Below are 12,803 nucleotides of genomic sequence, written 5' to 3'. Positions count from 1 at the left end.
AAAGATATAATTTACAAGAGTAAGGTAAGTAAAATAAGAACTACCTTACTCTTTTTTATAAATTAAGGTTTAAACTCATTTTAATTTTGGAATAGTTAACTTTAATTCACCATTATAAAAGGAAGTAGATATTTTTTTTAAGTTTATATCACTAACATAAAACATTCTACGAAACTCACCGTAGGGTTTTTCTTGCACTAATGTTGAGAAATTATGGTCTATGTTTTTTTTTCTGTGTGCTGATATAACTAAAAAATTATCAATATAATTAATCTCTATATCCTTTTTTCCAACACCTGGTAAGTCAGCATTTATGATGTAATAATTGTCGTTTTCCTGTAAATCAACTTTGAAATTTTCATTATTGCACAAGAAAGGTAATTTTTTTTCACAAAAAACATCATTCCAAACTAAATCGAAAAACTCCTTGCTAGTCATAAAGTTGGTTGACCTCATTGGCAATAAACTCAGCACGAAACTCAACCTCCTTTTCAACTTTATTTCATTAGTAGTATATGAATTATCTAAGTAAGTAATACTATAGTGTTATTGGAGAGGTATATAAAATATAAAACTAGAGCATAATATTTCTATTATAATTAGAATGAAAATTTAATTTTAAGTGAAAATATAAAAATATAAATTTTTTTGATAATACTTATATACTATATTTATAAAAGTTTAATCAAATTACATAACATTTATATGTGTCCAAGCTTAAATTACAATAGATGAAAAATAGTTTAGTTATAGTAATAACTATTTTTTTATATTAGAATTTTAAAATGCTAATTTGTTGTTGGTGTGTTTTTTAGGTATTTAATATAAGGAATAAATATAAAAAATAAAACTTGTTATTTATATATTGTCTTTAAATACGTTAAGAACCATAATAGAATATAAATAAATATTTTTATGAGGTGAATGACAATGAATAAAGTTTTAGGTTTTATAGGTTGTGGCAACATGGGGAGTGCCATGGTTGGAGGTATTATAAAATCAGGTATAATTTCAGCAGAAAACATAATTGTATCTGATATAGTGGAGCAATCTATAAAGGGTTTGAAAGACAAGTTTGGTATAAATACTGCTTTAACGAATAAGGAAGTAGTAGAAAGAGCTGATATAGTTGTATTAGCAGTAAAGCCATTTATGTATGAGAAGGTTATAAAGGAAATTAGAGATAATATAAAAGATACTGCTTTAATTGTTACAATAGCTGCTGGAGTTGGCATTGGTAAGGTTAGAGAATGGTTTGGAAAGGATATTAAGATAGTTAAGACAATGCCAAATACGCCTGCTTTGGTAGGAGAAGGCATGAGTGCAGTATGTCCTTCTGAAGGAGTAAGTGAAGAGGAAATCCAGGAGATATTAAATATTTTTAGTGCATTTGGTAAAGCTGAATTATTAGAGGAAAAAGACTTCCATGCCTTTACGGCTCTTTGTGGTTCATCGCCTGCTTATGTCTTTATGTTTATTGAGGCTATGGCTGATAGTGCAGTAAAGATGGGTATACCAAGAAAGAAAGCGTATAATCTTGCAGCTCAAGCAGTATTGGGTTCAGCAAAAATGGTATTAGAAACAGGAATGCATCCAGGGGAACTTAAGGATATGGTTTGTTCTCCTGGCGGTACTACCATTGAGGCTGTACTTGAATTTGAAAAAAGAGGATTTAGAGCAGCTGTAATGAATGGTATGGAAAAGTGTGAACAAAAGTCTAAAAATATGTAGTACTAACGTATTCTCAAAAGTTATTATAAAGTAATCACTAAGTATTTAAGTTTTTGATGTGAATAGAGAAAAAAGTGCTAGGGAAAAACTATTATTAGATACACAAGTTTATAATTAACTTAAAGTTTTGAGAAAAGGTATTGAAAGTATACAACATTTTCTCAATTTTATTAAATATAGACTTGTGCAGCTTTAATTCTATAAAGGAGATGAAGTTATGAGTAAGTATAAAGACATAAAGAGTAAGCAACAAAGCATGATAGCTGAAAGTGAAGATTCAAGAACTGCTCAAAATGGTTTTCTTGGTAGAGGAAATTCAGGCGTACAACCTGGCATAAGAGATACAAAAGGTAAGAGATAGGAAAATTTATGATCAGTAGAATATAATGGACGATTTATGTGGGAATTCAGAAATATATTGGATTCCTACATAAATCTACATGGTTTGGAAATATATTTCCAGAAAAATTTTTAAATCATAAAGATAAATCTGAAGCATTAGAAGAGTTACAGAAGGAATGTTGTGAACTCTTAGAAAAGTTAAAAACATAACGTTTAAAAAGGTCTAATATAAAAAGTTATCCCCAAGGATTTAAATTATTCCTTGGGTTTTTGTTATAAGGAAATATGAATTAATGTATAGCTTTCTTTTTATATCTTTTTCCGGATACTTCAACACTGCCTATAGTTATTAATGCATTTTCATCAAAGCCATGTACAATAGATTTTAATTTAGCTATTTCTAAACGTGATACAACCACATATATTACATTAGTAGGAGTTCCTTTATACCCTCCTTTACCGTTAAGTAAAGTTACACCTCTACCAAGTCTATCAATTATTGCTTCAGTTATGTCTTTATGACTTTCTGAAATAATTACAACACCTTTTGACTCATCTAGTCCTTCAACAGTTATATCAATAACTTTGAAAGCAATAAAGTATGCAATAAGGGAGTACATTGCTCTATCCCAGCCAAAAACAAAACCTGCACTACTTAAAATAAATAAGTTAAAAAACATAACAATTTCTCCAATTGAGAAGCTCATCCTTTTATCTAATATTATGGCTACAATTTCTGTTCCATCTAATGAACCTCCATTTCTTATTATTAATCCAACTCCAGCACCTAAAACGATTCCTCCGAAAACTGATGCTAAAAGGATATCTTCTGTTATTCTAGAAATAGGATGTAAAATAGTTACTCCAATAGATAAACAAATTACAGAGAATAATGTTGATAGAGTGAAGGTCTTACCAATTTGTTTATAACCTACTATAAAGAATGGAACGTTAAAAATAAAAATAAACAATCCTAGAGGAAGCTTTGTTAAGTAACTAGAAATAATCGATATTCCAACTATTCCACCATCAATTATATTATTAGGTATTAAAAATATCTCCAGGCCAATTGATACTAAGGCTGAGCCTAATAACATAAAAATAATTCTATTCATAGTACTAAAAAAATTATTGTTTTTATTCAAAATTCCACCTCCTATTTTTTCCCACCACATTATTATTTTAATACAATTATAAGTTAATAGTAAGTATAGTTTATAAATCAGCATTTTTATAATGTTTTATTACTTCGATATAAGTTCTAATAAAGTTTCTTTCAATGAAGAATTTTATACTTAGTTATAGGTAGATTATTATAAGTTCTTTTAAATAAAAATTTATAAAGTTATGAATTATAATAGCATTTTCCTGTGATATAATATAACAAATAATATTTAAAGAGGTGAGGATATGAACGGGTTTAGTATAGATAACATAGTAATGTTATTTATTGTTTTAGCTTTTGTTTATCTTACTATTAAATTCATTAAAGGATTTATTAAATTCATTGTAATAGTATTATTAATACTTACATTAGGAGTCAGTGCTTATAATATATTTATAGTTCAAAAACCTATAAGTTATGAGATTAACAGATATAAGACAGATTATGTATACTTTCATAATATAAGAAGTATATCTTCAGAGGCTTCAACAGTTATAAATGAAATAAAGGAGAATAAAAATGTTCAACAAAATATAAATAAGCTTAAAGAACTCAGGAATAACGCTGAAGGTTTAAATCATAGTCAAGAAATTAGTGGACTTCATGATAAGTATATAGAATCTTTAGATAGCGTAATATCAGTATGTAATGGATATTCTACCGCAAAAGAAGTAGAACAAAAAGTACAGAAACTTGATGAACTTTCTAAGGGATTAGACGTAAAATTTAAGGATGTTCTTTTAATGGATAGATAATATCATTAAGTCTATTTGGGGTAGAGAATTAGTGAAAATTAATTTAAGGAATTCAGGCAGTAACTGAATTCCTTAAATTTTAGTGTTTAGAAATCATAGAAATATCTCTTCATCATGTTCATCATCATATAATGAATTTGTATTCTTTTATTTACTACCTTCCAGTTGATATTTTCAAAAATGACCTCTAAATATTTACCTTTATTTGTTCCAAAATCTAAGAAGTAGGCATGCTCATACACATCTATTACCAATATGGGATAGCAATCCCACACAGCTCCTACATCATGAGCATCAGAACCTATAACTCTTAAACGGTAAGTAAGAGGATCTAAGGCTATTATTATCCATCCTCTCATAGACAAGCCGGTATTCTTGATGTATGACATAAAGTTCTCATAACTGTTCCATTGATTCTTAATGAGCTTAAGCATTTCTCCATCTATGCAACAGGTTGAATTAGTTATATTTTCAAAATAAAGTTCATGAAGTTTTATACCATCAAGTGCATAAGTTTCTCCAAGCTTTAAGCTTCTTAAAGAGCTATAAGTAGCATTAGGGTTCGGAAAATCAGCGGCATTTCTAGAAGCAGAATCAATCTCATTAAGTTTGGTCACGTATCCTTTATAGATAGTGTAGTGCTCCTGTAATTGCTTTTGAGTGATTCCTTTTACTGTGGCAAAAGCATAGTTTTTAGGAACTATATCCATAATTACTCCTTAAAAGTATTAATTACATTATAGTTTATTCATTGATGTAATAGAAAATATTCTGGCAAGAAATTTAATTTTAAAAATCATAAACTTTTATAATTTACTAAGCTAATTGTACAAATATAAATTATACCTTATATCTATTAAAATACTTTTTTGTCTTATTCATAATTGTAGTATGAGATACACCTAAAATCTGAGCTGCTTTTCTGTAACTTTTATATTTGTCTAAAACTCTTATTATCGCTTCTTTTTCACATTGTTGGGTTATTTCTTTTAGAGTTAATTCTTCTGTATAGAAGAGTTCAGCAGCCTTTGAATTATATTCACTAAAGTTAAAAATTATATTTTCAGGAGTTAAAATTTCACCTTCGCAAAGATTCATGGCTCTTTCAACTATATTTTGTAATTCTCTAATGTTACCTGGCCAATGGTATTGCATTAACTTGTTATATACTTGAAAATCAACCTTTTCTATTCTTTTTTTTAGTTTATTATTTAAGTTAGACATAAAAAACTTTACAAGAAGAGGAATGTCTTCTAATCTTTCTCTAAGAGGGGGAAGGTAGATTGGTATAATATTTAATCTATAGTATAAATCTTCTCTGAATTGTCCATTCTTAACCATCTCTTCAAGATTTCGATTGGTAGCGGCAATAATTCTAATGTCAACTGTTTCTTCTTTATTACTTCCTAATTTTTTTATAGTGCCCTCCTGCAAAACTTTAAGAAGCTTAGCTTGAAGTGTTATAGAAAATTCACCTATTTCATCAAGAAATATAGTGCCACCATTAGCTTCTTTAAAGAGACCATCTTTACTACTATTCATATCACCTATAAAGCGTCCTTCTTCATACCCGAATAATTCACTTTCTAATATTATATCTGGAATAGATGAACAGTTTAAAGTAATGAATTTTTTATTCTTTCTATAGCTATAATTATGTATAGCTTTTGCGAATAACTCTTTTCCAGTTCCGCCCTCTCCTCTTAAGAGTATCGTAGAATTACTTTTTCCTACGGTAGAAGAAAACTTTTTTACTTTTTGGATACAAAGACTGGTGCCTATAATATTCTTAAAAGCATTTTCTTCATTGTTTAATAAATTAATCTCTTTAATTGTTAAGACATCCCTTATCTTCAATAAGTTTTTTATTAATAAGTTTTTAGTATGATCATTTATATATTCTAAATTAATGCAAATTCTATCTTTAAATACTTCCATTAAAGTTAAATTTACATTAGTTTGGTGAATACTTGTTAATATGTCTATAGTTATTGCAGCGTGGTCAGTAGTTTTAATCTCAAGTTGTATAAATTGTTTCATTAAGATTCCCCCTTCCTTATATTCAATTTGCAAATATAATATCTAAAAACACAATATAAAAAGAGGCAGTTCGCATAAGCAAAGCTTATGCAAACTGCCATAGTTCATTCTTTATATATTATATCTTTAAGGCTTCTTCATCACAATGGATATAATTTCATTTTGCCATATCTATTATCAATTTTAATTTTTCTATAATTTTATCACTTAAAAATTTCTTATTCAACACAATTGTAAGATTTCTTTCAAATTATTAATATTAAATAAACTATCCGATAGGTAAATAATACAATAATATTATAATGTAATATATAATCAGGAAAGGAATAATATGCTCTTAAAAGATAATTTAAGAGGAATAAAGTACTTTAATATCTTAGGCCCGGATGGAGAAAAAATTGAGTTTAGCGAAAAATTATAAAAATATTATATTTCAACAAGTGGAATAATAGAAAATATAAAAATGGTAAAGTTGGATTTTTTACGAATCATTAATGTGATAAATAAAAAAATATTCGTTTCTTTTGTTGACCTTATAGAGTTACTTTGATAGTATGTTATGGGGAGAATAATTTACCCTAAAAATAAGTAATGCAAAAAGCAAAATAGGATAAAACTAATATTAATTTATAGACATAGATTGAAATGACATAAACATTGGAATTGGATATTCTAAGGGAACTTAGTGATGTAAGGAGGAAACGATATGTCAGCATTCATCGTATTAGGAGCTCAATGGGGTGACGAAGGAAAGGGAAAAATGACTGACTACCTAGCAGAAGATGCCGAAGTAGTTGTTAGATACCAAGGTGGAAATAACGCAGGACATACAGTTGAAGTTGAGGATAAACAATATAAGCTTCACTTAATTCCATCAGGAGTACTTTATGATACAAAGTTAAATGTAATAGGTAATGGTGTAGTTGTAGATCCAAAGGCATTTTTTCATGAGATAGACTATCTTCAAGGTGTAGGAGTAAAAGTTACTCCAGAGAAGCTTGTAGTGAGTGATAGAGCACATCTTATAATGCCATATCATAGAGTTTTAGATAAACTAAAAGAACAAGCTAGAGGAAAGAATGATATAGGAACAACAGGTAAAGGTATTGGACCATGTTATACTGATAAATTTGAAAGATGTGGTATAAGAGTATGTGATTTACTTCATAAAGAAGTTTTTGAAGAAAAGCTAAGAACAAATCTTGAAATGAAGAATCCATACATAACAAAGGTATTAGGTGGAGAAGCTTTAAAATTTGATGAGATACTAGCCGAGTACTTAGCATTTGCAGAGAGATTAAGACCTTATGTTCAAGATACATCTGTAGTAGTTTATGATGCCATAAAAGCAAATAAGAAGGTGCTTTTTGAAGGAGCACAGGGAATGCTTCTTGATATAGACTATGGAACTTATCCATATGTTACTTCATCAAACACAACAGCTGGTGGAGTTTCAAATGGTGTAGGAATAGGACCAACGATGATAACAAATGCTGTTGGTATTGCTAAAGCATATACTACAAGAGTAGGTAAAGGTCCATTCCCAACAGAATTAAATGATGAAATGGGAGACTGGATAAGAGAAAAGGGCCATGAGTTTGGTGTTACAACTGGAAGAGCTAGAAGATGTGGATGGCTTGATCTTGTAATTTTAAAGACTACTGTTAGAGTTTGTGGATTAACTTCTCTTGCAGTTACTAAAATAGATACTTTAGCTGGTCTTGAAAAGATAAAAGTTTGTGTAGGTTATAAGTTTAATGGAAAGATAATAGACTACTTCCCAGCAAGTTTAGAAGACTTAGCTAAGTGTGAACCAGTTTATGAAGAATTTGAAGGATGGGACGATAGCGTTGCAAATGCAAGAAGTTATGATCAGCTTCCAGAAAATGCGAAAAAATATCTAAAGAGAATAGAAGAAATAACAGAAACTAGAATATCAATAGTTTCAGTAGGTCCAAGAAGAGACCAGACTATGAGAGTTGCAGAACTATAGTAGTATTTAATATATTAATTATATAAAAAGAGGAAGCTGAATTTAGGCTTCCTTTTTTTATATTTATTAACAATAAATCATTGAATAATATTGATTTATGTAGAAAAAACTAAATAAAGTAAAAATATACGTAGCATTTTTTAAATCCGACTAATTTGGTTGACTATAGTAATATTATCTAGTATAATAATTAAAGTAAGCTTTTAATTTCTAAAATTAAACAAATTTGTTTTTTAATTTAGTATAGCTAAGTATTTTTTTAATATTTTTTATAAAGAGAGGTTGGTAATTATGAATATTACTAAGGATATGACAATAGGTGAAGTTGTAAGACAATACCCTGAAAAAGCAGAAGTTTTAATGAGTTTTGGAATGGGTTGTGTGGGTTGCCCATCAGCACAGGCTGAAACTATAGAAGAAGCTGCAGTAGTACATGGATTAAAATTAGAACTATTATTAGAAGCCCTAAATAAGTAATTAGTGTTGATGTTTTAATAGTTTTTTAAGAATTCTATAGCTTAAAAGTTAAAAAGCAATTCAGTCTTGTTGACTGAATTGCTTTTTACATAAATAAAGGTATTTTAAAATTACATCAAAGTGAAAAGGTATGAAGCATTAATAAAGTGCTACATACCTTTTTATGTTTAATTACTTGAGGAAACTGCTTTAGCTGCTACATAAGCTGAACTCCAAGCCCATTGAAGGTTAAAGCCGCCACAATCACCATCTACGTCTAACATTTCTCCACAGAAGAAGAGGTTTTTAATAAGTTTTGATTCTAAAGTTTCAGGGTTAATTTCCTTAGTATCTACTCCACCTGCAGTGACTTGGGCATTTTGAAATCCATTGGTACCTATGCACTTAAAGTCCCATTTTTTCATGAGAGATATGATATTTTTTCTTTCTTGCCAATCTAAATTCCAGCAAGGTTTATGAAGATTATCAACTCCTGCCTCTTTTAAAAGAATAGGTATAAGCTTTTTGTTTACAATTCCTATAAGTGAATCTAATACAGTTCTATGAGCAAAAACTCCCCAGTGATTTTCTAAAAAATTTTCCACATCTTCTTTACTTTTACTAGGCATCATATCTACTGTTATTAATACTTCTTTACCTTTTGAAAGAGCATAAGAAGCTTTTCTTGATAACTGAAGAATAGGTGGACCTGAAATTCCATAGTCAGTAAATAAGATTTCTCCCAATTCTTTTCGTTCACTTTTTTTATCAATAATAACTTCTGCATATCCATCGAATTTAATACCTGACACAGCTTTAAGATTTTTATAATCAAGTTTTAGTTGTACTATTGCAGGAATAGGATCAATTATTCTATGCCCTAAAGTTTTAGCTAAATTATAGCCAGAACCATCAGAACCAGTTTTTGAGGCAGATTTACCTCCACAGGCTAATATAAGTTTTCCACAGGTGATAGGTTCAATATCTTTGGAATCTGTGAATAACTTAAAACTTTTTTTATTGTGGATAATTTCTTTTATCTTACAAGAATTATATATAGAAATGCTTCTATCCTCCAAAGCTAATCTAAAAATATCTACAACAGAAGATGATTGAAGAGAGTGTGGATACATTTTTCCGTTTTCGAGTTCAACTAAAGGAAGTCCTATATTAGAAAAAAACTGTATTGTATCTTTCACTGTGAAGTTACTTAATACAGAATTAAAGAATGCTCCATTTTCACTATGATAATTCTGAAATGGAAATCCTATAAAGGAATTAGTTATATTACATCTACCATTTCCAGTAGTTAATATTTTTTTTCCTACTCTATCAGTACCTTCTACAATAGCAACATCAATTCCAAAATCTTTTGCAGCAACAGCAGCCATAAGCCCAGCTGCTCCTCCTCCTATTATTACTAAATCATGATAAATCATTATTTATTCCTTCGCTCCTTTTATAGATAAACAACTTGATAATAAAATTTATTTAAGATTGAAGCTGTTTATCTTTAGTAGATTTATGTATAAAGTTTCTCTTCTATCATTTTTTAATGGAAATGAACTTCTTAAGTTTTCAACTTCACTTAACACCAAGTCATGTATTAAAAGTACTTCTTTATCTTCTTCATAACATAATATTTCTCCAGAAGGAGAAACAATCATAGATGCACCATTATATAATAAATTATCTCCTTGTCCAACCCTGTTAATACCAGCTATATAGCATTGATTTTCTATAGCTCTTGCAACTAATAAAGCCTTCCAATGAGATATTCTACTCTTAGGCCAATTAGCGCTAATGGTTATAAGATTAGCATGTCTTGAAGCAACTTGAAATATTTCTGGAAATCTTAAATCATAGCATATGAAGGGTGAAAGGGTAAATTCCTTGATTTTAAGAGTTAAAAGATTGTCTCCGCTTCTATAAGCTAAATGTTCTTTACTATAAGAAAAAGGGTGAATTTTTGAGTATGTTCCTATTATTGTTCCTTCATTATTTATTACTATGAAATCATTAAAAAAATCTTTGTTATTACTAATAGCCATTCCAAATCCTATATATATACTATTTTTAAGAGCAAGTATTTTAAGGGCTTCTATATATTTTGAGTTAATGTAACTTTCATTAATATTCGATGGATTCATTGAAAATCCTGTAAGAGTCATCTCAGGAAAGATAATTAAATTGGCCTTTTTTTCTTTAGCTTCTTTAATAAAAGATTCACATTTTCTTAAGTTAAAATCCTTGTCTTCCCATTTAATATCTATTTGTGCTAAAGCAATTCTCATAAATTTCTCCTATAAGTATATTAGTTTAATTAAATTCTAACACAGTTATATATATGAGCAAAAGCAGAGATAATAATATTGAGAGGTGAGTGCAATGAAAGTAAAGATAACCAATCAAAAGCTTAAGGATTTTGGTAGTGAATATAAGATACGAAAGATGAATTATGATCAAATTATAGTTGAATATCCTCAAGGGGATGGATTTCATACCTTTGAATCTAATGATGTAGAACTAATAAGTGAAGGAGAAATGGATGACTTTATAATAAGCCATAAAGATGTTTTAAAAATAAAGCTTCCAAGAGGAGTTTCATCTTTCTTTTATAAGGGATTTATTGAATCTGTAGAACAAAGCATTAGTGAGAAAGTAAAGGAAATTATATTACTTAAGGACAGATTTAAAGAGATAAATAAAAGAGGAATGTGGGAAAAAGAACTTCTTATGGTTGTTAACTGTTATTTTCCTTTAAATATCTTGGTAACTGGTCAGAGCTTTAAAAGAAATAATTATAGTTTTTCTGTGAAATCTTTAAGTGAACAAGAGTTTTTAGATAGATGCACTCATGAAATTAACTACATAACTAGTCAAATTAAGAGGAGAGAGGTACTCCTAACTCATTATGGCATGGCAATTGAAAGGGTTAAAAAACAGGGAGTATCACTTTCATCTAAGTTATTAGTATAAGAAAGGAGAAAGAACAATGAGAGATGTAGATTTGATGAAGTTTAAAAATTGGGTTGTAGTTGGAGATGTAACAAATCCAACAAAATATGCTTATAGAATATTAAGTAAGTTCTATTCAGCAGGATTTAATGTTAGTGGTGTTAATCCAAGGGCTACTAAGGAGGGCACTTACAAAAGTTTAGAGCAGGTAGCATATAAAATAGATGCTATAGATCTCTGTATAAATCCTAGAGATGGAATTGATATTGTAAGACAAGCGAAAGAGCTTGAAATAAAATATATCCTAATACAGCCAGGTGCAGAAAGTGAAGAAATATTTAATTTCTGTAGAAATAATAATATAATTGCAGTAGAAGGGTGTGCTCTTGTTGCATTAAATAATTTGGTATTAACTTATTTTTAATAATAAGTAGTTTTATTATTCAAATCTTTTTTAGAAGTAAGAAATATATAGTCATAGATTTCTTAATTAAGTAAGTTAAGTTTTAGTATAGCGAAACCTATTAGGGGGAAATCTAATTATAAAATTTAATGATTATATTTAGGAGTGAATAGTATGGATGATAATAAGAACAGATTGAAAGATAGACCTAAATCTAATGCAGAACTTAGAAAAATAGACCCTAAAAATAATTCAGATCTTGGAATAATAGATGGTGAAAAAATAGGTCATTATGCAAATAGTAAAGATCATAGAAGAAAATAGCGGCAAAGGTCGCTATTTTTTCTTTTAAAAATTATTAAGCAGTTTGAAAAAAAGGAGGGTTGAGAATTATATAGAGTTATATAAAGTTTGCAAGAACTAATATTAATTAATAAATTTAAAATATAGTTTTAATATAATTTCAATTAAGTTGCTATAAAAATTAAAGATATAATAAGAAATATAGGTGTAATCAGCTTTAAGGTGGCTAGATGTTATTTCCAGAGCTAAAATTAAAAAAAAGTTTATAAAAAGTGTTGACACTTTGATTAATTTTAGGTATTATATTCATTGTCGGGTCGCTAGTGCGGCAGATAAGTTAAGAAATGTGTGGAACAAAAATTATAAACATGGCTCCTTGGTCAAGCGGTCAAGACACCACCCTTTCACGGTGGTAACAGGGGTTCGATTCCCCTAGGAGTCACCATTATTTTGGGCGCATAGCTCAGCCGGGAGAGCATCTGCCTTACAAGCAGAGGGTCACAGGTTCGATCCCTGTTGTGCCCACCAAAATATATGGCTCAGTAGCTCAGTTGGTTAGAGTGCCGGCCTGTCACGCCGGAGGTCGAGGGTTCGAGCCCCTTCTGAGTCGCCATAATATCTTAGCATGGCTCAACGATGGAGCAGTTGACTTATAAT

The 12,803-nt window shown here is 29.2% G+C and carries 15 protein-coding genes and 3 tRNA genes; 12 read left to right on the top strand and 6 right to left on the bottom strand.

Going from position 1 to position 12,803, the window contains the following annotated elements; all coding sequences use genetic code 11:
* Positions 1 to 75: 75 nt before the first annotated feature.
* A complete protein-coding gene (locus CPJCM30710_RS08130) occupies positions 76 to 474 on the bottom strand; it encodes an Hsp20 family protein (RefSeq protein WP_212903669.1) in 399 nt (132 codons plus the stop codon).
* 456 nt (positions 475 to 930) lie between these two features.
* Here CPJCM30710_RS08130 and proC point away from each other — a divergent pair, with 456 nt between their 5' ends.
* The 3 genes from proC to CPJCM30710_RS08115 all read left to right on the top strand — a co-directional run bounded on the left by proC (position 931) and on the right by CPJCM30710_RS08115 (position 2,283).
* The gene (gene proC / locus CPJCM30710_RS08125) at positions 931 to 1,731 is read left to right on the top strand and encodes a pyrroline-5-carboxylate reductase (RefSeq protein ID WP_212903668.1); all 801 of its coding nucleotides are present in this window, start codon (positions 931 to 933) and stop codon (positions 1,729 to 1,731) included.
* A gap of 217 nt (positions 1,732 to 1,948) precedes the next feature.
* Positions 1,949 to 2,092 (top strand): hypothetical protein, encoded by a 144-nt coding sequence (locus CPJCM30710_RS08120; RefSeq protein ID WP_212903667.1) that lies wholly within the window; start codon positions 1,949 to 1,951, stop codon positions 2,090 to 2,092.
* A 38-nt stretch (positions 2,093 to 2,130) separates the two neighbouring features.
* The gene (locus tag CPJCM30710_RS08115) at positions 2,131 to 2,283 is read left to right on the top strand and encodes a hypothetical protein (RefSeq protein ID WP_212903666.1); all 153 of its coding nucleotides are present in this window, start codon (positions 2,131 to 2,133) and stop codon (positions 2,281 to 2,283) included.
* Positions 2,284 to 2,363: 80 nt separating this feature from the next.
* On the opposite strand, the gene CPJCM30710_RS08110 is transcribed toward CPJCM30710_RS08115, so the two are convergent.
* On the bottom strand, positions 2,364 to 3,170 hold the full coding sequence (locus CPJCM30710_RS08110; RefSeq protein WP_212903699.1) for a YitT family protein: 807 nt from the start codon (positions 3,168 to 3,170) through the stop codon (positions 2,364 to 2,366).
* A gap of 313 nt (positions 3,171 to 3,483) precedes the next feature.
* Here CPJCM30710_RS08110 and CPJCM30710_RS08105 point away from each other — a divergent pair, with 313 nt between their 5' ends.
* Positions 3,484 to 3,993, top strand: a complete 510-nt coding sequence (locus CPJCM30710_RS08105) for a hypothetical protein (RefSeq protein WP_212903665.1) — start codon at positions 3,484 to 3,486, stop codon at positions 3,991 to 3,993.
* A gap of 86 nt (positions 3,994 to 4,079) precedes the next feature.
* On the opposite strand, the gene CPJCM30710_RS08100 is transcribed toward CPJCM30710_RS08105, so the two are convergent.
* Positions 4,080 to 4,703: a superoxide dismutase gene (locus CPJCM30710_RS08100; protein WP_212903664.1), complete on the bottom strand. Its 624-nt coding sequence runs from the start codon at positions 4,701 to 4,703 to the stop codon at positions 4,080 to 4,082.
* 130 nt (positions 4,704 to 4,833) lie between these two features.
* Complete coding sequence (locus CPJCM30710_RS08095; RefSeq protein ID WP_212903663.1) at positions 4,834 to 6,033, bottom strand: sigma 54-interacting transcriptional regulator; 1,200 nt, start codon at positions 6,031 to 6,033, stop codon at positions 4,834 to 4,836.
* Positions 6,034 to 6,739: 706 nt separating this feature from the next.
* Between CPJCM30710_RS08095 and CPJCM30710_RS08090 the strand changes: the two genes are divergently transcribed.
* Positions 6,740 to 8,026 (top strand): adenylosuccinate synthase, encoded by a 1,287-nt coding sequence (locus CPJCM30710_RS08090; protein WP_212903662.1) that lies wholly within the window; start codon positions 6,740 to 6,742, stop codon positions 8,024 to 8,026.
* A gap of 291 nt (positions 8,027 to 8,317) precedes the next feature.
* Positions 8,318 to 8,503 (top strand): DUF1858 domain-containing protein, encoded by a 186-nt coding sequence (locus CPJCM30710_RS08085; protein WP_212903661.1) that lies wholly within the window; start codon positions 8,318 to 8,320, stop codon positions 8,501 to 8,503.
* 167 nt (positions 8,504 to 8,670) lie between these two features.
* Here CPJCM30710_RS08085 and CPJCM30710_RS08080 read toward each other — a convergent pair whose 3' ends face one another.
* Together CPJCM30710_RS08080 and CPJCM30710_RS08075 are read right to left on the bottom strand one after the other, a co-directional pair.
* Positions 8,671 to 9,921, bottom strand: coding sequence for a BaiN/RdsA family NAD(P)/FAD-dependent oxidoreductase (locus CPJCM30710_RS08080; RefSeq protein ID WP_212903660.1), 1,251 nt, complete (start codon positions 9,919 to 9,921; stop codon positions 8,671 to 8,673).
* Positions 9,922 to 9,969: 48 nt separating this feature from the next.
* Positions 9,970 to 10,776, bottom strand: coding sequence for a carbon-nitrogen family hydrolase (locus tag CPJCM30710_RS08075; protein WP_212903659.1), 807 nt, complete (start codon positions 10,774 to 10,776; stop codon positions 9,970 to 9,972).
* A gap of 94 nt (positions 10,777 to 10,870) precedes the next feature.
* On the opposite strand from CPJCM30710_RS08075, the gene CPJCM30710_RS08070 reads away from it, so the two are divergent.
* The 6 genes from CPJCM30710_RS08070 (at position 10,871) to CPJCM30710_RS08045 (ending at position 12,759) form a co-directional block, all read left to right on the top strand.
* Complete coding sequence (locus CPJCM30710_RS08070; protein ID WP_212903658.1) at positions 10,871 to 11,461, top strand: hypothetical protein; 591 nt, start codon at positions 10,871 to 10,873, stop codon at positions 11,459 to 11,461.
* 16 nt (positions 11,462 to 11,477) lie between these two features.
* On the top strand, positions 11,478 to 11,864 hold the full coding sequence (locus CPJCM30710_RS08065) for a CoA-binding protein (RefSeq protein WP_212903657.1): 387 nt from the start codon (positions 11,478 to 11,480) through the stop codon (positions 11,862 to 11,864).
* Positions 11,865 to 12,017: 153 nt separating this feature from the next.
* Entirely contained in the window at positions 12,018 to 12,167 is a 150-nt protein-coding gene (locus CPJCM30710_RS08060; RefSeq protein WP_212903656.1) for a hypothetical protein, read from the top strand.
* A gap of 349 nt (positions 12,168 to 12,516) precedes the next feature.
* Positions 12,517 to 12,591: transfer RNA gene (locus tag CPJCM30710_RS08055), tRNA-Glu, on the top strand.
* Positions 12,592 to 12,598: 7 nt separating this feature from the next.
* Positions 12,599 to 12,674 (top strand) — tRNA-Val (locus tag CPJCM30710_RS08050).
* A gap of 8 nt (positions 12,675 to 12,682) precedes the next feature.
* Positions 12,683 to 12,759: transfer RNA gene (locus CPJCM30710_RS08045), tRNA-Asp, on the top strand.
* The last annotated feature ends 44 nt before the right edge of the window (positions 12,760 to 12,803 follow it).

This window comes from Clostridium polyendosporum (genome assembly GCF_018332455.1).
GTDB classification, from domain to species: domain Bacteria; phylum Bacillota; class Clostridia; order Clostridiales; family Clostridiaceae; genus Clostridium_AY; species Clostridium_AY polyendosporum.
This window is presented reverse-complemented; position numbering and strand designations above follow the sequence as displayed.